This is a genomic window from Paenibacillus sp. FSL R7-0204 (assembly GCF_038002225.1).
Taxonomy (GTDB): Bacteria; Bacillota; Bacilli; order Paenibacillales; family Paenibacillaceae; genus Paenibacillus_AQ.
This window is the reverse complement of record NZ_JBBOCA010000001.1, coordinates 7,264,206-7,286,802: the sequence shown is the minus strand read 5'-3', so window position 1 is coordinate 7,286,802 and position 22,597 is coordinate 7,264,206. Positions and strand designations below refer to the sequence as shown.

21 protein-coding genes are annotated in these 22,597 nt (G+C 53.8%); 16 read left to right on the top strand and 5 right to left on the bottom strand.

Going from position 1 to position 22,597, the window contains the following annotated elements; translation table 11 throughout:
* The first annotated feature begins 82 nt into the window (after positions 1-82).
* Both MKX42_RS31550 and MKX42_RS31545 read left to right on the top strand, forming a co-directional pair.
* Positions 83-409: an ArsR/SmtB family transcription factor gene (locus tag MKX42_RS31550; protein ID WP_036700195.1), complete on the top strand. Its 327-nt coding sequence runs from the start codon at positions 83-85 to the stop codon at positions 407-409.
* A gap of 107 nt (positions 410-516) precedes the next feature.
* Entirely contained in the window at positions 517-2,295 is a 1,779-nt protein-coding gene (locus MKX42_RS31545) for a SulP family inorganic anion transporter (RefSeq protein WP_340757361.1), read from the top strand.
* Positions 2,296-2,411: 116 nt separating this feature from the next.
* On the opposite strand, the gene MKX42_RS31540 is transcribed toward MKX42_RS31545, so the two are convergent.
* On the bottom strand, positions 2,412-2,645 hold the full coding sequence (locus MKX42_RS31540) for an ArsR/SmtB family transcription factor (RefSeq protein ID WP_340757360.1): 234 nt from the start codon (positions 2,643-2,645) through the stop codon (positions 2,412-2,414).
* Positions 2,646-2,732: 87 nt separating this feature from the next.
* Between MKX42_RS31540 and MKX42_RS31535 the strand changes: the two genes are divergently transcribed.
* Positions 2,733-2,966 carry a hypothetical protein gene (locus tag MKX42_RS31535; protein ID WP_340757359.1) on the top strand — a complete coding sequence of 78 codons (234 nt, stop codon included), beginning with the start codon at positions 2,733-2,735 and terminating at the stop codon, positions 2,964-2,966.
* Positions 2,967-3,105: 139 nt separating this feature from the next.
* Entirely contained in the window at positions 3,106-3,813 is a 708-nt protein-coding gene (locus MKX42_RS31530) for a DUF1361 domain-containing protein (RefSeq protein WP_076083861.1), read from the top strand.
* On the opposite strand, the gene MKX42_RS31525 is transcribed toward MKX42_RS31530, so the two are convergent.
* Positions 3,810-4,181 carry an MGMT family protein gene (locus tag MKX42_RS31525; RefSeq protein WP_340757358.1) on the bottom strand — a complete coding sequence of 124 codons (372 nt, stop codon included), beginning with the start codon at positions 4,179-4,181 and terminating at the stop codon, positions 3,810-3,812. The genes MKX42_RS31530 and MKX42_RS31525 overlap by 4 nt on opposite strands.
* A 295-nt stretch (positions 4,182-4,476) precedes the next feature.
* Between MKX42_RS31525 and MKX42_RS31520 the strand changes: the two genes are divergently transcribed.
* From MKX42_RS31520 to MKX42_RS31480, 9 genes are all read left to right on the top strand, one after another.
* The gene (locus tag MKX42_RS31520) at positions 4,477-6,024 is read left to right on the top strand and encodes a spore germination protein (protein ID WP_340757357.1); all 1,548 of its coding nucleotides are present in this window, start codon (positions 4,477-4,479) and stop codon (positions 6,022-6,024) included.
* Entirely contained in the window at positions 6,021-7,178 is a 1,158-nt protein-coding gene (locus MKX42_RS31515; protein WP_340757356.1) for a Ger(x)C family spore germination protein, read from the top strand. The genes MKX42_RS31520 and MKX42_RS31515 overlap by 4 nt, the downstream gene beginning before the upstream one ends.
* A gap of 2 nt (positions 7,179-7,180) precedes the next feature.
* Positions 7,181-7,384 carry a hypothetical protein gene (locus tag MKX42_RS31510; RefSeq protein ID WP_076083870.1) on the top strand — a complete coding sequence of 68 codons (204 nt, stop codon included), beginning with the start codon at positions 7,181-7,183 and terminating at the stop codon, positions 7,382-7,384.
* Between the two features lie 27 nt (positions 7,385-7,411).
* The gene (locus tag MKX42_RS31505; RefSeq protein WP_340757355.1) at positions 7,412-8,536 is read left to right on the top strand and encodes a GerAB/ArcD/ProY family transporter; all 1,125 of its coding nucleotides are present in this window, start codon (positions 7,412-7,414) and stop codon (positions 8,534-8,536) included.
* Between the two features lie 123 nt (positions 8,537-8,659).
* Positions 8,660-9,280, top strand: a complete 621-nt coding sequence (locus MKX42_RS31500) for a hypothetical protein (RefSeq protein ID WP_340757354.1) — start codon at positions 8,660-8,662, stop codon at positions 9,278-9,280.
* Positions 9,281-9,337: 57 nt separating this feature from the next.
* Positions 9,338-10,138, top strand: a complete 801-nt coding sequence (locus MKX42_RS31495; RefSeq protein WP_340757353.1) for a phosphotransferase family protein — start codon at positions 9,338-9,340, stop codon at positions 10,136-10,138.
* 40 nt (positions 10,139-10,178) lie between these two features.
* On the top strand, positions 10,179-10,724 hold the full coding sequence (locus MKX42_RS31490; protein ID WP_340757351.1) for a DUF1697 domain-containing protein: 546 nt from the start codon (positions 10,179-10,181) through the stop codon (positions 10,722-10,724).
* Positions 10,725-10,876: 152 nt separating this feature from the next.
* Positions 10,877-13,087 (top strand): ArnT family glycosyltransferase, encoded by a 2,211-nt coding sequence (locus MKX42_RS31485; protein WP_340757349.1) that lies wholly within the window; start codon positions 10,877-10,879, stop codon positions 13,085-13,087.
* A gap of 84 nt (positions 13,088-13,171) precedes the next feature.
* Entirely contained in the window at positions 13,172-14,155 is a 984-nt protein-coding gene (locus MKX42_RS31480; RefSeq protein WP_340757348.1) for a glycosyltransferase family 2 protein, read from the top strand.
* A gap of 63 nt (positions 14,156-14,218) precedes the next feature.
* Here the strand turns inward: MKX42_RS31480 and MKX42_RS31475 are convergent, their stop codons facing one another.
* The 3 genes from MKX42_RS31475 to MKX42_RS31465 form a co-directional block, all read right to left on the bottom strand.
* The gene (locus MKX42_RS31475; protein WP_340757347.1) at positions 14,219-14,785 is read right to left on the bottom strand and encodes an FAD-dependent oxidoreductase; all 567 of its coding nucleotides are present in this window, start codon (positions 14,783-14,785) and stop codon (positions 14,219-14,221) included.
* A 189-nt stretch (positions 14,786-14,974) separates the two neighbouring features.
* The gene (locus MKX42_RS31470) at positions 14,975-16,444 is read right to left on the bottom strand and encodes a sensor histidine kinase (protein WP_340757345.1); all 1,470 of its coding nucleotides are present in this window, start codon (positions 16,442-16,444) and stop codon (positions 14,975-14,977) included.
* Positions 16,441-17,127 carry a response regulator transcription factor gene (locus MKX42_RS31465; protein ID WP_340757343.1) on the bottom strand — a complete coding sequence of 229 codons (687 nt, stop codon included), beginning with the start codon at positions 17,125-17,127 and terminating at the stop codon, positions 16,441-16,443. The genes MKX42_RS31470 and MKX42_RS31465 overlap by 4 nt, the downstream gene beginning before the upstream one ends.
* Positions 17,128-17,614: 487 nt before the next feature.
* Between MKX42_RS31465 and MKX42_RS31460 the strand changes: the two genes are divergently transcribed.
* The 3 genes from MKX42_RS31460 (at position 17,615) to MKX42_RS31450 (ending at position 22,445) form a co-directional block, all read left to right on the top strand.
* The gene (locus MKX42_RS31460) at positions 17,615-18,778 is read left to right on the top strand and encodes a glucose-1-phosphate adenylyltransferase (RefSeq protein ID WP_340757341.1); all 1,164 of its coding nucleotides are present in this window, start codon (positions 17,615-17,617) and stop codon (positions 18,776-18,778) included.
* Between the two features lie 23 nt (positions 18,779-18,801).
* The gene (glgD, locus tag MKX42_RS31455) at positions 18,802-19,905 is read left to right on the top strand and encodes a glucose-1-phosphate adenylyltransferase subunit GlgD (RefSeq protein ID WP_340757339.1); all 1,104 of its coding nucleotides are present in this window, start codon (positions 18,802-18,804) and stop codon (positions 19,903-19,905) included.
* Positions 19,906-20,012: 107 nt separating this feature from the next.
* On the top strand, positions 20,013-22,445 hold the full coding sequence (locus tag MKX42_RS31450) for a glycogen/starch/alpha-glucan phosphorylase (protein WP_340757337.1): 2,433 nt from the start codon (positions 20,013-20,015) through the stop codon (positions 22,443-22,445).
* Positions 22,446-22,597: the final 152 nt, after the last annotated feature.

Sequence of the window (22,597 nt, the reverse complement as noted above, 5' to 3'; positions counted from 1 at the left end):
TGCCCCGGCATAGCCACCTTCAGGCAAATGCGCTAATATAATATAGATTGAAACAAGTAACAGCATAAGGAGCAGAAATCTGATGAACAGCGATATTCAACAATTTAAGACGGAATTCTTCAAGGCGCTGGCTCACCCGATGCGGATTCGGATTCTGGAGCTGCTTAGCGAAGGCGAGAAGAATGTGAACGAGCTGCAAGCGATCCTGGGCTCCGAAGGCTCTGCGGTATCCCAGCAGCTGGCCGTCCTCCGGGCTAAAAATGTGGTCACCAGCGTCAAGGAAGGGACCACTGTCATCTATGCTCTCCGTGATCCTCTGATCAAGGAGCTTCTGGCTGTAGCCAGACAGATTTTCGACAATCATCTGGTGAGTACCATTTCCCTGCTTGAAGGCATCCGCAGCGAATAACCCCGGCTTCCGGGGGGCGGATTACCCCGTTGACAAGAGCAGCGGGCAGGAGTAATGTGGGTATTATATTCAAATAATCAGATATTCAGAGAAAAGAAGGTTATAGGATGACAGGGTGGGGCCGATTCAAGGGCTATAACATTGCTTCGCTGCGTAAGGATATCATTTCAGGGACAATCGTCGGCGTTATTGCCATCCCGCTCGGGATGGCATTTGCTATTGCTTCCGGTGTGAAGCCGGAGTACGGAATTTATACAACCATTGTGGCCGGAATACTGATTTCCTTATTCGGCGGGTCCAGGTTTCAGATTGGCGGGCCTACGGGTGCATTCATTCCTATTTTGTTCGCTATTGCCATGCAGTACGGGTATGAGAATCTGCTGATTGCCGGAATGATGGCCGGTGTGATCCTTGTCTTGATGGGTGTTCTGCGGCTGGGGGTATTGATTAAGTTCATTCCCAAGCCGGTGACCATTGGTTTTACGGCCGGGATTGCCGTTATTATTTTCAGCGGGCAGATTGCAAACTTCCTTGGCCTGAGGGATATGAAGCGGCATGAGAGCTTTATCGACAATATGAAGGAGATCGGGGCGCATCTCTCCACAATCAATCTGTACAGCATTCTGACTGCGGGAGTATGTCTCGGCGTAGTGGTGCTGGGGTTGCGGTTTGCCCCGAAGGTGCCGGGTTCTCTGATTGGACTGTTGTGTGCCACGGTTATCGCAGCCCTGTTCTTCAGCGGCAAGGTGACGACCATCGGCTCTGCTTACGGAGATATTCCGAATACACTCCCTAGCTTTCACTTCCCGGTCATTACGTGGGAGAAAATCAAACTGCTGATCCGTCCAGCCTTTGTCATTGCGCTGCTGGGAGCCATTGAGTCGCTGCTCTCCGCAGTCGTGGCTGACGGCATGTCGGGCAGCCGCCATGACAGTAACCGTGAGCTGATCGGCCAGGGGGTCGCCAATATCGCCGCGCCGTTGTTCGGCGGGATACCGGCTACCGGTGCGATTGCCAGAACCGCCACCAATATCCGCAGCGGTGCCGCTTCTCCACTATCCGGGATCATTCACGGCGTGGTCGTGTTCCTGATCCTGCTGCTGTTCGCCCCGTATGCCTCCAGCATTCCGCTGGCAGCGATGGCCCCGATTCTGATGGTCGTAGCCTGGAATATGAGTGAACGCAAGGAGTTCCTCCACCTGCTGAAGCTGAAGACCGGGGATTCACTGGTGCTGGCGATTACCTTCCTGCTAACGGTATTCGCCGATCTGACCGTGGCGGTAGAGGTGGGGCTGATCCTGGCTGTTGTCCTCTTCGTTAAGCGCATGGGCGAGGTGCATAGAATCTCCAAGGTGCTGCCTGACCCGTCTTCCGTCAAGGTCGAGGCCCATATGGTAACCGAGAGCCACGACTGTCCGCAGATCGGCATCTACAATGTGGAGGGACCGCTGTTCTTCGGCGCCGCTTACCGCTTCGACCACACCATGCCCGAGCTCGGCCCGGATCAGCCTAAGCTTATCCTGCTGCGCATGGGCAAGGTGCCGCTGATGGATACGACAGGCGAGGCCAATCTGGCAGCGCTGGTGAAGGAGCTGCAGGCGGCAGGCGGCAGGCTGATGATCTCAGGCATCCAGAGCCAGCCGCTGGAGCTGCTGAAGAGAACAGGGCTGTATGACCGGATCGGAGCCTCCCAGTTCTATGATCATACCGGCGAAGCGATCAATGAAGCGCTGGGAAGCGTGAATCCCAGCCGGTGCCGGGGCTGCGCGCATGCGGCCTTCAGAGAATGCAGCGCCCTCTCGGGGCTGGAGGAATCCTCATCGCGCAGCGCGGCCTTCAAGGGCCGCACTCCGGCGGTGGCCCGCAAGCTGAGCGGCGGGGTATAGCCCTTGTAATCCGGAAAAAGAAATCGCCTTTTTGGTAAAATGGAGGGTTCGCCTTCCATCCCAAAAGGAGCGATTTCTTTGTCGTTTAATATAACATGTACCCGCTTTATCATATATTATTCTAAGTCTCCTGTGTGCAGAATCATATCGACCAGACCTGGGAAACGGGTATTTAAGTCATCTTTTCTGAGCGAATAAAAGTGCTGTTTGCCTTCTATGCGCGGCTGGATAATTCCAGCTTCACGAAGCATTTTAACGTGGTGGGACAACGTTGATTTTGAGATGTGGTCGACTTCAAAGGCGGAGCAGCGTTTCTCGCCAGAACTGGCTAGACAATAGGCAATCTTCATACGCAACGGGTCACCTAATGCATTACAGACCGTGGTCAGATTGCTGAAATTGTGTCGGGCGGGAGAAGCCGCACAGGATTCGAGGTAGTGATTAAGACTTTTTATGAACACAACAAAGACATTAAACATATGTGGGACGCATGGGTACTTCAGCCTGACGGCAGCTACCTGACCAACTGGGCAGTATGCGGACAAGCTGCCGATGGCATGGTCTATGCGAAGGCGGGTATAGATATTGTGCGTGTGAATGATATGGGGCAGATTATGTATCTGAAGAACGTGCAGACGACTGAGGATGAGTACAGTGAATTTAATTTGTAAGCGAAATGTATGAAAAGACGGCAAAGCCGTCTCCACTAGTCACCGCATTTCCCGCTAAACCTCCCGATATTGGACACTCCAGCCCCATATTTGTACAATTACAGAAATGGACTATATCAAGGTTAGGAGATTATCCTTCATGAAAGAACTGAATTATACCAAAGTCTTTATACTTTTGGCTGGAATGTCCGCGGCAACCATTGCAGTGTATCAGGTAGTTTCGCTGCAGACGGATACGTACTATGCGTTTCTGCTCTGGAATCTGTTTTTGGCTTGGGTGCCGTTCTTCTTCTCCATGGCTGCGCATGAGCTGGATAAGCGGAAGATCGGGGGGCTGCTGATTTTGCCGCTGGGCGTAGCCTGGCTGCTGTTTTTTCCGAATGCGCCTTATATTATGACTGATCTGATCCATCTGACTGTCCGCAAAAGCAAGTATATCGTCGGTGGAACGATCCAGAACCGGTACTGGTATGATCTGACCACCCTCCTCCTGTTCACCTGGAGCGGCTGGCTGACCGGATTCTTCTCCCTGTACCAGTTCCAGCACGTGATCTACCGGAAAAGCAACATGCTGCTCTCGTGGGTCTTCGTCCTGTTCGCCTGTGTCATGGGCGGCTACGGCGTCCTGCTTGGCAGAGTCTACCGGCTGAACAGCTGGGATGTGCTGACGGACCGCCATCAGCTCTACCGGCTGGTCATGGACAGTCTGAACCGGCAGTCAGTGTTCTTCAGCCTATTCGTCGCCTTTGTGCTGCTGGTGATCTATGCCACGATGTATTGCCTGCTGAACGGGCTGGCGGGCGGGAGCCGCAGGAGTTATTCCGAGGGCCGGAGGAAGATAGGTTAAGCCTCCTCCTCATCGCCGAGTTCAGGCGGAAGCTCCATGTCCATCTCCATCTCCAGCTCAGGAGCCGGAACATACTGGTAGCGCTCCAGGTCAACCACGCCCCGTTCATCGAAGATAACGCCCTCTCCGGTTAAATATAGCTGCTGCAGGGAAGCGGATTCGTCTTCGGTGAGCGAGATCATTCCTTTGGCGTTGATGACCCTGTGCCACGGCAGCTTGTACTTCCTGCTCATGGAATGCAGAATGCGCACAACCTGCCTGGCCGCCCGGGGACTTCCGGCAGCTCGGGCAATCCCGCCGTAGGTCATGACGGAGCCTTCCGGGATCGACTGAATAATGAGAATAACTTTTCGCGTGAATGGTGTCATTTTACGTGCTCCTTTTACCTTTCTCTGTCTGTAACAGTCCCACCGCTGTTTTCTAACTGTACTAACCATAACATAAAGCGGCTGCTGCAAGGAGCATTTGCCTTAGTGGAGCAGCGGCTGACGATATCATACGAAGCTTGGTCCAGCCGGCCCCTCTGTTACAGAGCGGGCTTATTTGCTGTGCCGTTCAAGGGCCGGGCGGCTTCTGCTTCTCCTATCCAGCAAATTCTGGCGAATAGGAGTCAGAGAGACGGGGGATAATCAGAGCAATAGATCTCTGAGAGGAGTGATAGCGGTGAAGAACAAGCAACCTGCACTGAACAGCGAAGCTGCCGGTACCCTATCAGCGCATCCTCCACTAAGCCCTTCGCTGGAGGAGACGGTGGATCGGCTGCGGAAGATATTCAATAACGACGGGACATTAAGAGTAAGGATTATAGAGAACAGCCAGGGCGCTCCCGTCCGCTGCGGGTTAATCTATGTCGATGGAATGGTGGACCGGAATCTGATTCAGACGGGGATTATCAAGCCGGTACTCGCCTACCAGCCCGCAGAAGAAGAGCACCGGGACCCTAAGGTTCTGATGGAGAGAATCCGGTTGACTGTCATTGATACCCCAGATGTCATGGTCTCCGAGGAGATGGATGGACTGATCGGGGCGGTCGTCAGCGGGAAGGCGGTGCTGCTGCTGGAAGGCTATGCCGGAGGGCTTCTCATCAATGTTCAGGGATGGGACTCCAGAGCGATAGAAGAGCCTACTACAGAGAAAACGGTGCGTGGCCCCCGTGAGGGCTTCACTGAATCGCTGCTTGTGAATCTGACCCTGATCCGCCGCAGGGTGCGCGACCCGGATCTGAAATTTGAATTCACGGAAATCGGAACACGCAGCAAGACGCAGACCTGTATCTGCTATATGGGGAGCCTGGCCTCTCCCGACATTATTAAGGAGCTGTATGACAGGCTGGAGAAGGTGGAGCTTGATCTTATTCTGGACACGGGTTATCTGTCCGAGCTGATCCGTGACGAGCCCTACTCTCCGTTTGAAACCGTTGGAAGTACCGAACGGCCGGACACACTCGTGAGCAAAATCATGGAGGGCCGGGTTGCGGTCCTCGTCGAAGGCACCCCTTTTGCGCTGACCGTTCCTTATGTATTCGTTGAGAACTTCCAGGCCAGTGAGGATTATTATATCAACTATTATTTTGCATCGTTTAACCGTGTGCTTAGAGTGTTGGGAGCCTTCATGTCGATCAGTATCCCGGCCGCTTATATTGCCCTTGTAACCTATGCCCAGGAGATGGTCCCCACTCTGCTGCTGCTTAGCATTGCGACTGCCAGGCAATCGGTGCCTTTTCCAACTATAGTTGAAGCGCTGCTCATGCTGACCATCTTCGAGGTGCTGCGGGAAGCGGGCGCGCGGATACCGACTTCGATTGGGCAGGCGGTAAGCATTGTCGGAGCATTGGTGCTGGGCCAGGCTGCTGTGGATGCACGGATTGTCAGTGCGCCGATGGTCATCGTGGTGGGATTGACAGGGATAACGACGCTGCTCAATCCGAGGCTGACCGGGCCGCTGATCATCGCCAGACTGGTGCTGCTCGGCACCACCTTTTTCCTCGGCCTCTACGGATATTTCTTCGGTCTGCTCGGTCTGGTCATTCATCTGATGAGTCTGCGCTCCTTCGGGGTCTCCTACATGCTTGGGGTTGGCTCGATCCGCCCGCAGGATATTAAGGATACAACCATCCGTGCCCCCTGGTGGGATATGAATTTGCGTCCGGCGATGATTGGAATGCGCAACCGGAGACGGAAGCCGGCCAAGAGACCGGCCAAGCGGTCATGAGATCTCTGCTGAGAGGGTATACCTCTCTTATCGCACTGTTGCTGCTGCTGAGCCTGGGACTCACCGGCTGCTGGAATTATGCCGAGGTGGATGATATGGCGATTGTCGCCGGAGTGGCCATTGATAAGAATGAGGATGGGAAGTTGCTGCTTACAGCAGAGGTAGTGGATACAGGCGGGTCGGCGGACAAGGCCCAGGCGGGCTACAAGATGGTCAGCCTCAGCGGGAATACGATGTTTGAGATCGTCCGCAATATGATCTCTATGACAGGCAAGAAGCTTTTCTGGAGTCATGCGAAGGCAATCATCATCAGTGAGGAAGTCGCCAGAGAGGGGCTAGTCAAAGTCATTGACTGGTACAGCCGGGACACGGAGACCCGCTCGGATGTGTTCATCTTCGTGTCTGGAGAGAAGACGGCCCGCGAGGTGCTCAATATGAAAAGCACCACGGAAGCCATCCTGTCCTTTGAATTGGCCCAGATGATGCGTGACGAGAAGTATACGAACATCGCTCCAGCTGTGGAGATCTGGGATTTCATCGACAAGCTGGAGACTTCGGGGATTAATGCGACGGCCCCAATCATTCATATTCACCGAAAAAATGGTGAGCAGAGCGAAAGGGTGGCAGGTACCGCCGTATTTGTGAAGGACCGGATGGTGGGCAAACTGAGCGGCGATGAGACGAAGACGATGCTTATAATCAAAAATGTAATGCAGGGAGGGGTGTTGGCTGTAGATGATAAGCGGGGGAATCCGGCGTATTCGCTGGAGATTGTCTCCAATCAGACCAAGCTGAAGCACGAAATGGTGGATGGCAAGCTCCAGATACAGATTCATACGGTAACCAAGACAGGGCTGGATGAGGTTATGATAACGGAGGGATTCCTTAAGGATGAGACAATTCAGGATATCGAGCAAAGGGCAGCTGAGCGGCTGCAGGCGGATATTCTGGCGTTAATTCATAAGATGCAGCAGCGATACGATGCTGATATTTTTGGCTTTGGAGAGAGCTTGTACGAGAATCATCCTAAGCTCTGGGCCAAAGTGAAAGACCACTGGCCTGAGGCCTTTGCCGGTCTTGAAGTGAGCGTCAAGTCCAAGCTGACGATACAGAGCAGTGCCAAGACTTCGCGGGCCATCCGGCTGGGGGATTAAGGATGTTCATTTACGTGATATTGATCTACGCATTGATAGCTGTAATTGATCCATATGGGCTGCGGAAGAAGGGAATGAAGCGGGATTTCCTGGTCTGCTCCGCCCTGTACCTGATCTCCTTCGGGCTGGCCTTCGCACTGTCGATGCGCTGGGAGATTCCCAGTCCGTCACCGCTGTTTGTGGAATGGGTGAAAAAGCTATATTAGAGCGCACCGCTGAAGGAGGAGGAGAGTGTGAGCAAAGAGACTATTCCGGCTGGCCAGTCCATCAGCATCGCTGTATTATTTGTCACCGGTGCTTCCCTGTTCCTGGGAACCTCGTCACAGTCCGGCAACAGCAGCTGGATTGCCCAACTGCTGGCAATTCTGCTGGCCGTTCCGCTTATGCTGGTCTATGCGAGACTCCATGTCCTGTTTCCGGGCAAGGATCTGTATGACATGCTGATTGAAGTGTTCGGATCCGTCCTGGGACGGATGCTCTGTTGTCTGTATATCTGGTATGCTTTACATCTGGGAGCGCTGGTGCTGCGCAATTTCGGGGAGTTCAGCAAGACCGTGGCTTTAACCGCAACTCCGATGCTCGCACCCATGCTTATGATTGGCCTGCTCTGTATGTGGGTGGTCCACGCCGGGATCGAGGTGCTTGGAAGAAGCGCCAAATTCCTGCTGCTGTTCTCGCTGATTGTAATTGTGATCTTACAACTACTCTCCGTACCCAAATTTGAATACCATCATCTGAAGCCGCTACTCAATACCAGATTTAACCTTATTCTTGCAGATACAGCAGGCTCGTTCACCTTCCCTTTTGCCGAGATTGTAGTCTTCCTTGGCGCATTCAGCGCCATTCCGGCCAAGGGCTCTGCCAAGCGGGTGCTGATCAGCAGCACATTGATTGCAGGGGGGATCATTATTATGATCACGCTGCGCAACCTGCTGATGCTCGGCCCTGATATTCTGTCCAGCCTGTACTACCCCTCTTACGTGGCGGTCAGCCGGATTAATATCGGAGATTTCGTCACCCGGATTGAAGGCTCCGCTGCCATTGTGTTTGTTACGGCGCTCTTCATCAAGGTCAGTCTGTGCCTGTATGTAACCTGCAACGGTGTGGCCAAGGTATTCAAGCTGGAGAGCTACCGGTCTGTAGTGCTTCAGATGGGACTGATCATGGTCTATCTGTCGGATTTCATCTATTCCAATATTATGGAAATGGAGTATTTCGCGTATCATATCTACAAGATATATGCACTCCCGTTCCAGGTAGTTATCCCTGTACTGCTGTGGCTTACAGCGGAGCTTCTCGCCCGCAGAAGGAACAGTAGACACAAGGCCCTTCCAGAGCAGCAGCCAGAAGGTTCATAGAGCAGCGTCAGCTATTCAGCCCCGCCCTGCGGGGCTGTCCGGTTTTCAACCTGTGCTGAAGTTAGCTATAATGAGAGGCAAGAGAGAATCTCATAGAACAGGTAGGAAAGGCGTGGATTATAGATGAGCGTATCGAGCATTGTAATGTCCTCACATTGGGGCAGAGAGGTCAGACATAAGCTTATCACGCAAGGCTCCAAGGTGCTGGCTGTGGTGTTCCCGGGACAGAATTATTCCGCCGAGCGGCCGCTGCTGGATTATGCGGGCAAGCTGGCCCGGGAATACGGCTGTGACCTGCTGCTGCTCGAATACGGCTACCAGGCTGCGAGAGTAGCCTTCAAGCGCGAGGAGATTGATATTGTTGCCGAGGAATGCAAAATTGCGCTTGCTTCGCTTCCCGACTACGAGCAGTTCCTGTTCATCAGTAAGAGTATGGGCACAATTATTGCCGGTAAGGTGGCGTCGGAGCCCGGAATGGGCGAGAAGGTCTCGCATCTGTTTCTTACGCCTGTTCCCGAGAGCCTTCCGTTCATCAGGCAGAGCCGGGGCAGTGTAATTTACGGCGGGAGTGACCCGATGTTCACCGGGCAGCATCCTGCCGAGCTTAGCAGCATGAAGCAGGTAAGGGTATACAGGATTGACGATGCCAACCACGCTCTGGAAGTGGACAGTGTCAACGAATCGCTGGCTGTGCTGCTGGTTATTATTAATTTCTATCATGAGTTTTTCCGCGATTCATTATAAAGGGAGATGAGAGCATTTACTCGCGGATCAGTCTGGATTAGCCGGGAGGGCATTGATATGCAGGGGAAGGTAATCGGTCAAGGCAGAACGGCGGAAGTGCTGCAGTATGGGGAAGAGACAATTCTTAAGTTGTACCGCGATGACGTTCCGGAAGAGCATGTGGACTTGGAATACCGCATCAGTAAATGGGTCTATGAACAAGGTGTTGCTACTCCGCAGCCCCATGAGCGGGTAGTTGTAGAGGGCAAACGGGGAATTGTATATCAGCAGATCGCCGGTCCTACCCTGCTGCAGCAGATGAACCGGAAGCCCTGGCTGAACTTCAGCGGCTTCAAACAGATGGCCGGCCTGCATTACAGCCTCCATCAGCTCGACGGCATGGGCGAAGCCGGGGCGCAGAAGAAGCGCCTGGAGCAGCATATTATCGCCGCACCCATGCTTGAGACAGAGGAGAAAACACAGATTCTGTCCCGGCTTGCCCGGCTGCCGGACGGGGAGAAGCTATGCCATGGCGATTTCCACCCGGATAATATCCTGCTGGACGATAAGCTGTGGGTCATTGACTGGATGACCGGCGTCCGCGGCAATCCTGCGGCAGATGTGGCACGGTCAGTAATCATGTTCAGTATCGGGGCCATGCCTCCGCAGGCTTCCGTGTTCGCTAAGGGGTTCCTGGGGTTCGCCAGAAAACGGCTGACCGCACAATATGTCGGCAGGTATCTGAAGCTGTCAGGCTTGACGCATGAGGATATCGAAGCGTGGATACTGCCGGTAGCGGCGGCACGGCTGGTAGAAGGCCTTCCGGTTCCTGAGAAGGAGCTGCTGGTCCGTGAGATCCACAGACGCCTGAGAGCATAAACCTGCGGGTAATAGATTGTATAGGGAAGGCGGAACACAGATGAATACATACATTGCATGGTTGCGCGGCATCAATGTCGGCGGCAACAAAGTGATCAAAATGCAGGATCTGAAGGCCACCCTCGGAACGCTTCCATTCAGGAATGTACGCACCTACATCCAGAGCGGCAATGTTATATTTGAGAGTGAAGCGTTAACCGGCGACAGGCTGGCGGAGATGATTAGCGGGAAGATTCAGGAGACCTTCGGCTTTGAGGTTCCGGTGATGATCCGTTCTCTGGAGGAACTGGAGGCGGTGATTGCCGGCAATCCGTTCCCGCAGAGTGAACAGGAAGCCTACAAGCGCCTGTACGTCTCGTTCCTGGCAGCGGAGCCAGCCGCTGAAGCGCTGGAGAAGCTCCGCCCCTATGAGAATGGAGCCGATAAGGTACAGCTGATCGGCAGGGAGCTGTATGCCTTCTATGAAGTGAGTGTAAGCGAGTCGCCGCTGTTCAAGGTGCCGTTCGACAAGCTGCTGGGAACGGCGCTTACCGCGCGCAACTGGAACACCCTGAACAAGGTAGCAGCGCTGGCCCGTAAGCCGTAAGGGAAATAATAGCTCTACCAAGTACCCCGCTGGGACATCTCCCGTCGGGGTATTTGGCACGTTCAGCAAACATTCAGCGGGCATTCATTACGGGTTAAGGTACGGATGCCATAATACACCTAAGAAATGAACGAATCGGAGTGGATCATACAATGAAATTACTGAAGAGGCCGGGTACCGATGTTGTCCTGCTAATGATTATGCTGCTGGCAGCCGTCCTGTACGGATACGGAATCTGGAATGACCAATATGCCAATACGTACTATACAACCGCAGTAGGCAGCATGCTGCAGAGCTTTCATAACTTCTTCTTCGCTTCCCTGGATTCGGCAGGGTCTGTAACGGTCGATAAACCGCCGGTAACCTTCTGGCTGCAGACCTTAAGCGCGCTGGTCTTCGGACTGCATGGCTGGAGTGTCATTCTGCCGCAGGTGCTCAGCGGTGTAGGCTCGGTACTCTTGGTCTATCTGCTGGTGAAGCCAACCTTCGGACGGGCGGCGGCACGGCTTGCAGCGCTCGTTATGGCCGCTACTCCGGTAGCAGCGGCGGTAAGCCGGACGAACAATATTGATACGCTGCTGGTGTTTACACTACTGTTGGCGGCATGGTTCCTCTTCAGAGGCACCCGGACCCACCGGCTTGGCAGCCTGCTGGCAGCCTTCGGACTCATCGGTGTCGCTTTCAATGAGAAGATGCTGCAGGCTTATATGGTTCTTCCGGCCTTTTATCTATTCTATCTCCTGGCAGCCAAGGTGAACTGGAAAAAGAAAACCGGCACCCTTGCAGCCTGCACTGCCGTACTGCTGGCAGTGTCTCTATCCTGGGCTGTAATTGTCGATTCCATTCCGGCGGATGAGCGTCCTTACATCGGGAGCAGCGGCACGAACTCTGTGCTGAATTTGGCTTTTGGCTATAATGGTGTGTCCCGTCTGACCGGTGACCGCAGCACTGGAGGAGCCGGGGGTGGCGGCTTTGGCGGTGGCGGTATGCCCGGAATGAACGGGGAAATGCCGGACTTTAACGGTGAATTCCCGCCCGTGGATGGAGCTGGCGGGCAAGGGGGCGCAGACGGGCAAGGGACGACGAGCGGTCGTGATTCCGCTGCCGGGGACAATCAGAGCCGTGACAGCGGCGGGACTGCTTCAGGCCAGGATGGACGCGGTGGCGGCATGGTGCCGGGCGGTCAGGACGGCGGACGGCGCGGAGAAGGAGAGAACAGCGGATTCGGCGGGTTCGGAAGCCTGGACGGACGAGGCGGGATGGGCGGTGGCGGCATGTTCAACACCGGCACTGCCGGTCCGCTGCGGCTGTTCCAGCAGGAGCTGTCCGGCCAGGGGAGCTGGCTGCTGCCGTTCGTGCTGCTCAGCAGCATCGGGATCTTGGCCAGCCTGCGGCGCAGGAATTTTACCCGGCAGCATAAGGAAGCCCTGTTCTGGCTGGCCTGGCTGGTTCCGGTCATGGGATTCTTCAGCATCGCCGGCTTCTTCCACCAGTACTACCTGATTATGATGGCTCCGCCGGTGGCGGCGCTGGCAGGTGCAGGCTGGTCTCAGCTCTGGAGCTACTATAAGGAGCGGAAGGCCTGGCTGTCCTGGCTGCTGCCCGCAGCTGTGCTTGCTACAACGGTGCTTGAGGTGTACATTATCCGTCCGTATGACGATATCATCGGCAGCGGGTGGTCCGTGGGCATACTGGCAGCAGGTATTGCAATGACAGTAGTGCTAATCATTCTGCGGTTGCTGAAGGCGATACGCAATAGGCATTCCTGGTTACATGCCGCTGCGGTAACAGGGTTCATGGTGCTGTTGATTGGTCCGCTCTACTGGGCATTTACGCCGATTGTCTATGGCAATAACAGCATGACGCCGGCAGCAGGGCCGGATAGCGGCAGCTCCTTCGGAATGGGCGTAATGGGCGCAATGGGCGCAACGGGCAACATGCCCGACATAGCCAACATGCCGGGCGTGCGTGGCATGGGGGGAAGAAATAACGCCGCTGGTATTAATGAATCTCTGCTGGGCTATCTCAAGGAGCATAATACCGGCGAGAAATATCTGTTCGCAGCGATGGATTATGGAACAGCAGGCCCGTATATCATCGACGAAGGGGAGCAGGTTGTCATCCTGAACGGCTTCAATGCGTCAGATACCCCTTACACCCCGGACAGCCTGAAGGAGCTTGTAGAGAGCGGGCAGGTGAAGTACTTCCTGGTCAGCGGCGGCGGCATGGGCGGGATGAGGGGCGGCAGTTCGGAGATTACGGAATGGATTACCAAGAACGGCACGGAGGTTCCGGCCGCAGAATGGCAGGGAACACAGAACAGCGGCAATGCCGGAACCCTTTATGAGATAACCCTGAACTAACCTGCGGAAGCAGGAGATCGGGAAGCGCGTATATCCGGTCATGTGCCGGCGCGCTTCCTTACTACTTTTGAGGAGGAGCTGCCCATGAGTGTTCAAGTGCGCTATTCCATTATTATACCGATGTACAATGAAGAGGCTGTTATTCAGGAGACCTACCGGCGCATCAAAAAAGTAATGGGCACAACAGGCGAGCCCTACGAGCTGATCTTCGTCAATGACGGCAGCACCGACAATTGCGCGCAGATGATCGAGGAGTACAGCTATTGGGATGAAAGTGTGAAGCTGATCGATCTGTCCCGCAATTTCGGGCATCAGGTCGCTATTACCGCAGGGATGGATTATGCGCTGGGCGATGCGGTTGTGATCATTGACGCGGATCTCCAGGACCCGCCCGAGCTGATTCCGGAGATGATTGCGGAGTGGAAGCAAGGCTACCAGGTCGTGTACGCCAAGCGGATCAAGCGAAACGGAGAGTCCCTGTTCAAAAAGTGGACGGCCAGCTTATTTTACCGGGTGCTGCGTTATTCGACAGATATCTCCATTCCGGTGGACACCGGTGATTTCCGCCTGATGGACCGCAGAGTCTGCGATGAGCTGAAGCGTCTGCCCGAGAAGAACCGCTTCGTTCGCGGTCTCGTCAGCTGGGTTGGATTCCGCCAGAAGGCGATAGAATACGAGCGGGAGGAGCGGCTGGCCGGAGAGACCAAATATCCGTTAGGGCGGATGCTGAAGCTGTCGCTGGACGGCATTACCTCCTTCTCTTATAAGCCGCTGAAGCTGGCTGGTGTTCTTGGAGTGCTTCTGTCCGTATCCGGTTTTCTGTACCTGATGTATGTGCTGTATCTGGCGCTCTTTACGGATGCGGCCGTGAAGGGATGGGCATCGATGATCGGGATCACATTGACCTTCAACGGGTTCGTGCTGCTCATGCTGGGTATTCTGGGCGAGTATGTCGGACGAATCTATGATGAATCGAAGGGCCGTCCCCTCTACATCGTTCAGGAATTCTACAGCGGCAGGCCGCAGCAGAGCGCACCGGAGCAGAGAGTCGCCAGTCTCAACAAATAACAATATTTCGTAAAAAAGAACCGCCTCTCCTCTTAAGGAAAGGCGGTTCTTATGTAGTATCAGCTAACCCTTCAGCAAATCGTGATCGACATAACGTGCCCCGTTCAGCTCACTGATAATGTTGACGGCAACCTTGGCGCCGTCCCCGGCAGTGATAATCGCGTGAACACTCATTCCGGCAACGGTTCCGGCGGCCCAGATCCCGTCGATATTGGTTCTGCCTTCCGGTGTGGCGGCAATCACGGTCTTGATTCTTGGCTCCGTACCCTCCTTGGTCGTTACCCCGGCTGCGGCAGCCAGATCCGTCAGAACACCTGTCGCCAGCACGACATGCTTAGCCTCATAAGTAGCTCCGCTCTCCGTCCCAATGACAAAGCCCTCACCGCTGGCTTCCAGCGACGTCGCTTGTCCGGCAACCAGCTCGGCCCCGAACTTCACGGCCTGTTTATGTCCGGTTTCTACCAGCTCAGGTCCGCCGATCTCGCTAATTCCGTAATAATTTTCATACCAGCCTCTGCGGGTCATACCTTTGTCGTTGTCAATCAGCAGCGTTTTTTTGCCGGCCTTGGCAGCGAACAGGGCGGCGCTTGCACCGGCAGGACCGGCACCGATAATGACGATTTCGTACATGAAATAACCTCCTAAAAGTTTTGATAGCATAAACCTCATTGAATCACTTCGCAAAACTCGCTTCGGAAGCATATGCTTAAGTTTTGATAGCATAAACCTCATTGAATCACTTCGCAAAACTCGCTTCGGAAGCATATGCTTAAGCTTTGATAGTCTATAACTATTATATCGCTATTTACAGCTCATTGGCTAATCCTGGAGGCATGGAAGAGAGACCTTGAAGGCGGCCCCCTCACCCGGGGTGCTGGATACTGTCACTTCTCCCTGATGCGCTTCGGCAATGGACCTGGTAATCGATAAACCAAGCCCGGAGCCGCCGTATTTGCGTGTGCGGGAGGAATCGCTGCGGTAGAAGCGGTCGAAGACATGCGGGAGATGCTCCGCAGAGATGCCGGAGCCGTTATCCTTCACGGTCAGCTCTGCGAGTTCTCCCCCGGCATGCAGCGATATATGGATGATGCCCTTGAACGCATCGGTATGCTGAACCGCATTGTGGAATAGATTAAGAAGGACCTGTCTGATCTGGTCAGGATCAACCAGGCAACGGATACCGTATGCCAGGTCGAATACGACCTGCCGCTCTCCAGCCAGCACCCGGAGCTGTGCCTGCATGTCGTCGATCAGCTCGCCCAGCAGTACCTGCTTGACCCGCAGCCGGGGGGCACCGTCCATCCGGGCGAGCAGAAGCAGGTCCTCCACCAGCTTGTTGATCCGCTTGGCTTCACCGTGCATGCTGTTCAGCGCGCTATAGAGCTGTTCCCGGTTATCGGCAGCTCCGCGCAGCAGTACCTCCAGGAAGCCGTAGATAGACGTCAGCGGCGTCCGCAGCTCATGGGAAGCATCGGCGGCGAACCGGCGCATCTGCTCTTTCGCCTCCAGCTCATTTTTGAACGAAATCTCCAGCCGCTCCAGCATACCGTTGAAGGACTGGGAGAGCTGGTCGATCTCAAGCTGGCCCTGCTGCTCAGGGAACCGCACATTCAGGTTACCGGCATCGATAATCTGGGCCGAACGCCCCATGTTGGATAAGGGGACCAGCGTCTTGCGCAGCGCAGGCAAATACAGCAGCAGCCCGGCCAGCAGAGCTGCTACCGATAACGCTCCGAATATAAGCAGCTGCTGCAGGATGACATCCCTCAGCGGTCCGGTCTCCACTGTCATCTGCAGGAGCATCCGCGCAGCACCGGGCCTGCCCAGATTCATGAAGACCGCCAGATGCCGGCTGCCATCCCCGGCGGTAATCAGCTGGTATTTCCCGCCCCGCTTGTCTGGGGCGAGCCTCAACAGCTGGTTATAGGCCTCATTACTCATTCTCGGTGCAGGCGAAGCGGACAGGGTCTCTTCCTTCAAATCCATGAAGCCGCCATCCTGATTGTAGATAGCGAGGGTAGTATGGGCGTCCAGCAGCAGGGGACGGCGGTCTCCCCCGGGCCGTCTGTTACCTGCATTATTGAAGATTTCAAATGGCACAGAGCGTATCTGGGTCTCCATCGCCTCTGCCCGGTTGCTGTATATGAAATTCCGCATGAGTACATACTGGAGTGTGCCGATCAGTATAAGCAATCCTGAGAGAATGAGCAGCGAGGCGGCGAGCAGCTGCTTGCGCAGGGAACGCGGAGCATGGAATCTGCCCGAGAAGCTCCGGGTCCGGGCAGTCATACCAGATCCACCCGGTACCCCGCCCCGCGCAGGGTGCGGATGATCCGGTGCTCCTTGTCGCCGAGCTTCTCCCGGAGGGAGCGTATATAGACCTCCACGATATTCTCCTCCCCGCCGAAGTCATAGCCCCACACCTTGTCCAGAATCATCGGCTTGCTCAGGACCAGACCGTGGTTGATCACCAGATACTGCAGCAGCTCATATTCAGTCGGAGACAGCTCCAGCACCTCCTCCTTATGGCGGATCTCCTTGCGGCGGCCGTCAATCCGGAAGGGGCCGCAGCGGACCTCGCCGAGCAGGCCGGGGAACTGGTTGCGCAGCCGGGCCTGAATCCGGGCCAGCAGCTCCTCGAAGCTGAACGGCTTCACCATGTAATCATCTGCGCCCAGGGACAGGCCCGTGACGCGGTCGTCCACCTCATCCCTCGCGGTCAGCATAATGATCGCCACCTCCGCTTCCTCGGAACGGAGGCACCTGCAGACCTCGAATCCGTCCATGCCGGGCATCATCACATCGAGAATAACGACATGCGGCTTGAAGTCGGCCGCCGCTGCCAGCGCCTCAGCGCCATCTGCGGCGGTCTGTACCTCAAAGCCTTCGTTAATTAGGCCCAGTTCCAGAAACTGAAGGATATGAGGCTCATCATCTACCAGCAGCAACCGGACGCCTTGTGGCGCTTTCATTATCATTTCCTCCAATTTAAGTAAGTATAGTTAGTGCAGTATGTCCATAGTATGAATTCCCCGGTTGAACGTTTGCTGAAAATAGGTCTTTGGAGCCAAACCTTCGATTCATTCGCGCTGATTGCGGTTAATCATAATGGTTAATCTAATTATAGTCATTTATCGCGCTATGAATTATGAAATACAGTTAGAAATTAATCAGTTTAAGGCGGGCAATAAAGGGTTTTGACGGCGGGTATAGAACACTATTAGAATAAAGGATACAACCTGGTTTTGCTTTTGATCCGGCTTAACCGGTAATATGTCCCGATCAGCTGTTATCCTCCCCGTATAACCCGTATTCATCCTGTCTAGGCATTTCTTTTGGGCTACATCTTTTCACAACACTTCTTTTTAGGGTATTTACTTAGGTCTACACTTCACAGCATCACTCATTCAACCTAATTTATTACATGTTCCATTACCCATAAGTCAAGGAGGCTCTTCCATGAAGAAAAAAGAGATGGTAGCCATGCTATTGGCGGGAGGCCAAGGGAAAAGATTAAAAAGTTTGACCAAATCGATTGCCAAACCGGCTGTTTATTTCGGAGGAACCTACCGGATCATCGATTTTCCTCTAAGTAACTGCTCGAATTCGGGCATCGATACCGTGGGTGTGCTGACACAATATGAACCGCTGGTGCTGCATTCGTATATCGGAGTCGGCAGCGACTGGGATTTGAACCGCAAGGATGGCGGCGTATTTGTATTGCCACCGCATGAACGGGAGAATGGAAGCAGCTGGTACCGGGGAACGGCGGATGCCATTTACCGCAATCTTAAGTTCGTGGATCAATTCGATCCGGAGCATGTGTTAATTCTGTCGGGAGACCATATTTACAAGATGGATTATCATGCCATGCTGCAGTATCACAAATCCAAGAACGCCGACTGCACCATCTCGGTTATTGACGTTCCATTGGAGGAAGCGAGCCGCTTCGGCATACTGAATACGGAAGATGATCTGAAGATTTACGAGTTCGAAGAGAAGCCAGCCCAGCCAAAGAGCACACTTGCTTCGATGGGTGTATATATTTTCAAATGGGATGTTCTGCGCAAGCATTTGCTTGAGGACGGGGAGAACGCCGGATCATCCCATGACTTCGGTAAGGACATTATTCCGATGATGCTGGATGAGGGACAGTCCCTCTATGCTTATCCATTCGAAGGCTACTGGAGAGATGTGGGTACAGTCGACAGCCTGTGGGAAGCGAATATGGATCTTCTGAGCGATACGCCTCCCCTGAACCTGAATGATACCGGCTGGAGAATCTTCACCCGTAATCCGAATCAGCCTGCACAATATGTGGCACCGGGAGCCAAGGTGTCGAGCTGCATCATTAATGAGGGCTGCATCGTGCATGGTGAGGTGAAGCACTCCGTCCTCTTCTACGGGGTAGAAGTGGGCGAAGGCAGTGTCATTACCGATTCTGTCATTATGCCCAAGGTGAAGATCGGCAAGAACGTGAGAATTCACAAAGCGATCATCAGTCAGAACACGGTCATTGAGGATAATATGGAAATCGGCGTCGACCGGGAGAATGAGGATGAAATCCTCCTGATCGACAGACGAAGCAAGAAGCTCAAATCTGTAGCAGCCAAAACCATATAACCACAAGAGGACGGGGGATTCCGATGAAAGAGCTTATGGGCGTAATTAATCTTGATCATGAACTGGATAATTTAAATGAATTGACCTATTTCCGCTGCGGGGCAGCGGTCCCCTTCGCCAGCCGTTACCGGCTGATTGACTTCGTCTTGTCCAACATGATGCGTGCGGAGCTGGAGAGCGTGGGACTGTTCGTCCGCCGCAAATACCGGTCGCTGATGGATCATCTCGGCGACGGCAAATCGTGGGATATGAACCGCAAGCATGGCGGATTGTTCATCCTGCCGCCGGACTGGAATGACCCTACAGATACCTCCCTGGGAGACCTGCAGCATTATCATAACAATCTGGATTTTTTCAGAAGGGCTTCGGCCAAATACATCGTCTTCTCCGGCAGCCAGCACATTAACACGGTGGATCTGCAGGACCTCTATCAGTATCACCTGGAGCAGGGCGCGGACGTAACGATGGTCTACAAGCAGATCGACGAGCTTCAGCCGGAGCATGATCCGTGTCTGCGGGTCGAGCTTAATGAAGACAACGTAGTAACGAATATCCACCATGAGAAGCATCATCCAAATGTATATCTGGATATTTTTATTATGGAAAAGAAGCTGTTCCTGGAACAGGTGGAGCATTGCATCGCCCATGGCGAGAGCTATTTTTTCCGTGATGCCATTCAGAAGAACCGTCACAAATTCAAAATCTCCGCCTATGAATATAAGGGTTACCATGCCGTTATCAATTCGCTGGAGAGCTACTATAAGAACAGCCTGGAGCTGCTGAAGCAGGAGAATTACTTCGGCCTGTTCAAAGAGAATCCGGTGCAGACCAAGATTAAATACGAGGCGCCTACCCGTTATCTGGATAGTGCATCCGTCAGCAACTCGCTGGTGGCCAACGGCTGTGTAATCGCCGGTACGGTGGAGAACAGCGTTATTTTCCGGGGCGTACAGATTCGTAAGGGTGCGAGAATTATTAATTCTGTGATTATGCAGAAATGCGTGATTGAAGAGAATGCCGTGATTGAGAATGTGATCATGGACAAAGATGTGCATCTCAGCAAAGACCGGATACTCGTTGGAGACAGCAGGCGTCCATTTGTCATAGCCAAGAGCAGCAAGATATAATATCTGGATCAGGGGAAATGTGCCACTTCAGGGCATTTCTTCTGATCCAGTGTTGTAATAGGCACTATTATCAACCAATACATGCATGTGTAAGGAGGAACCTGCTGTTGTTCAACGATAAAGAGACTTTCAAACAAGTGTTCCGTGAGAAACTCATCGGGAAATTAGGCAAGCCGCTGGAAGAAGCTTCGAACGCCGACATTTATAATATTCTCGGCAACATGATCCGGGAGAGTGCCGGTAAGGACTGGGCGGACACCAATCAGAAGTTCAAGATCGACAAGGATAAGCAGGTATATTATTTCTCCATGGAATTCCTGATCGGCAGGCTGCTGGGCAATAACCTGCTGAATATGGGCGTGCTGGAGGTTGTCCGCGAGGGTCTCGCGGATCTGGGGTTCTGTCTGCAGGATATCGAAGAGGTGGAAGCCGATGCCGGTCTGGGCAACGGGGGGTTGGGCCGTCTGGCCGCCTGCTTCCTGGATTCGCTCGCTTCCCTGCAATATGCAGGACACGGCTGCGGCATCCGTTATAAATACGGCTTGTTCGAGCAGAAGATTGTAGACGGCTATCAGGTGGAGCTCCCGGATTACTGGCTGCAGAATGACAACGTGTGGGAAGTGCGCCGCGAGGACAAACAGGTCGAGGTGCATTTCTGGGGACATGTGGATACCCGCTGGGAGAACGATGAGCTTGTGTTCGAGCACAAGAATTATGAAGCCGTACGGGCGGTTCCGTATGATATTCCCGTTATCGGTGCAGACCGCAGACATGTCAACACCCTGCGGAACTGGAGTGCCGAGTCCATCACCCAGCCATCGAGAGTCTTCGGTACTCAGGGCGGTACGGATTATCACAAGTTCCTGGAATACAAGCGTTCGGTGGAATCCATCTCTGAATTCCTGTATCCCGATGATTCCCAGTACGAAGGCAAGCTGCTTCGTCTGAAGCAGCAGTACTTCATGTGCAGTGCCGGCCTGCAGAGTATTATCCGGACCTTCGCCAAGACGGGCCTGCCGATTGACAGCCTGCCTGACAAGGTAGCCCTGCATATCAATGACACTCACCCTACGCTGGTGATCCCTGAGCTGATGCGCATTCTGATGGATGTCTATAATCTGGGTTGGGATCAGGCCTGGAGCATGACTACCCGGATGGTGTCGTATACCAACCATACCATTCTGAGCGAAGCCCTGGAGAAGTGGCCGATCGGCATGGTCAGAGAGCTGCTTCCGCGCATCTTCCTGATTATTGAGGAGATTAACGCCCGCTTCTGCGGCGAGCTGATGAGCAAATATCCCGGGGACCAGGACCGGATCAATCAGATGGCGATCATCCATGACGATCAGGTACGGATGGCGCATCTGGCGATTGTCGCCAGCCATAGTGTGAACGGTGTAGCGGCGCTGCATACGGAGATTCTGCAAAAGCGTGAGATGCGGCTGTTCAATGAGATGTATCCGCACCGCTTCAATAACAAGACCAACGGCATTACACACCGCCGCTGGCTGCAGCATGCCAATCCTGAGCTTGCCGGACTGATCAGCGAGTCGATCGGCACCCGCTGGATGCATCAGCCCCAGGAGATGATCGGACTGATCAAATACAGTGAGGATGCCACCTTCCAGGAGCAGGTGGCCGCCATCAAACGCCGCAACAAGCTGCATCTGGCTGAATATATCACGAAAAAGCACGGGATTGCGGTAGATCCCGACTCGATCTTCGATGTACAGGTGAAGCGCCTGCATGCCTATAAGCGTCAGCTGCTGAACGTGCTTCATATTATGCATCTGTATAATCAGATCAAGGATAATCCATCCATTAATATTGTGCCGCGGACCTTCATCTTCGGTGCCAAGGCTGCTCCAAGCTATCATCTGGCCAAGCGGATCATTAAGCTGATCAATACAGTGGCTGATGTAGTGAACAAAGATCCGGACATAAACGGGAAGATCCGTATCTTCTTCCTGGAGAATTATTCGGTATCGCTGGCGGAGAAGATTATTCCGGCCGCTGATGTTAGTGAGCAGATCTCCACGGCGAGCAAGGAAGCCTCTGGTACCGGAAATATGAAATTCATGATGAACGGTGCGCTGACGATTGGAACCATGGACGGGGCTAACGTGGAGATGCATGAGATGGTAGGGGACAATAATATGTTCCTGTTCGGCCTCCGGGCAGAGCAGGTACTTGATTATTACCAGTACGGCGGATACCACGCCCGCGATATCTATAATGGCGACGGCCGGGTAAAAGAAGTCTTGGATCAGCTAGTCGTCCCTAGCCCCTTCAGTTCCCATGCCCAGGAGTTCGATACGCTCTTCCAGTCGCTGATTGACAACAATGACGAATTCTTCGTGCTTAAGGATTTCGCCAGCTATGTGGAGACCCATGTCAAGATTGACCTGGCTTACCGGAACCAGAAGGAATGGCTGAAGAAGTCCATCATCAATATCGGCCATTCCGGCAAATTCTCCAGCGACAATACGATTAGCCGCTACGCCTCCGAGATCTGGCATATCGATCCGGTCCGGCTGTAACGCCATAGGTACGGGCTGCAGCTTCATAACCGCAGCTCCAGGCGGTGTAATCAGAGCAACAAAAGCCGCCTCATCCAGGAATCATTCCTGCGGTGGGGCGGCTTCTTTGGTGCATAAGAATTGATATGTTTTGGGGTCCCCGCAAAGTACCT

Coding starts and splice junctions, on each gene's coding strand:
- MKX42_RS31525 (WP_340757358.1), bottom strand. CDS start 4,181: ATGACACCATTCACGCGAAAAGTTATTCTCATTATTCAGTCGATCCCG.
- MKX42_RS31475 (WP_340757347.1), bottom strand. CDS start 14,785: ATGTACGAAATCGTCATTATCGGTGCCGGTCCTGCCGGTGCAAGCGCC.
- MKX42_RS31545 (WP_340757361.1), top strand. CDS start 517: ATGACAGGGTGGGGCCGATTCAAGGGCTATAACATTGCTTCGCTGCGT.
- MKX42_RS31470 (WP_340757345.1), bottom strand. CDS start 16,444: ATGACTGCCCGGACCCGGAGCTTCTCGGGCAGATTCCATGCTCCGCGT.
- MKX42_RS31490 (WP_340757351.1), top strand. CDS start 10,179: ATGAATACATACATTGCATGGTTGCGCGGCATCAATGTCGGCGGCAAC.
- glgD (WP_340757339.1), top strand. CDS start 18,802: ATGAAAGAGCTTATGGGCGTAATTAATCTTGATCATGAACTGGATAAT.
- MKX42_RS31465 (WP_340757343.1), bottom strand. CDS start 17,127: ATGAAAGCGCCACAAGGCGTCCGGTTGCTGCTGGTAGATGATGAGCCT.
- MKX42_RS31460 (WP_340757341.1), top strand. CDS start 17,615: ATGAAGAAAAAAGAGATGGTAGCCATGCTATTGGCGGGAGGCCAAGGG.
- MKX42_RS31510 (WP_076083870.1), top strand. CDS start 7,181: ATGTTCATTTACGTGATATTGATCTACGCATTGATAGCTGTAATTGAT.
- MKX42_RS31485 (WP_340757349.1), top strand. CDS start 10,877: ATGAAATTACTGAAGAGGCCGGGTACCGATGTTGTCCTGCTAATGATT.
- MKX42_RS31500 (WP_340757354.1), top strand. CDS start 8,660: ATGAGCGTATCGAGCATTGTAATGTCCTCACATTGGGGCAGAGAGGTC.
- MKX42_RS31480 (WP_340757348.1), top strand. CDS start 13,172: ATGAGTGTTCAAGTGCGCTATTCCATTATTATACCGATGTACAATGAA.
- MKX42_RS31550 (WP_036700195.1), top strand. CDS start 83: ATGAACAGCGATATTCAACAATTTAAGACGGAATTCTTCAAGGCGCTG.
- MKX42_RS31515 (WP_340757356.1), top strand. CDS start 6,021: ATGAGATCTCTGCTGAGAGGGTATACCTCTCTTATCGCACTGTTGCTG.
- MKX42_RS31540 (WP_340757360.1), bottom strand. CDS start 2,645: ATGAAGATTGCCTATTGTCTAGCCAGTTCTGGCGAGAAACGCTGCTCC.
- MKX42_RS31530 (WP_076083861.1), top strand. CDS start 3,106: ATGAAAGAACTGAATTATACCAAAGTCTTTATACTTTTGGCTGGAATG.
- MKX42_RS31495 (WP_340757353.1), top strand. CDS start 9,338: ATGCAGGGGAAGGTAATCGGTCAAGGCAGAACGGCGGAAGTGCTGCAG.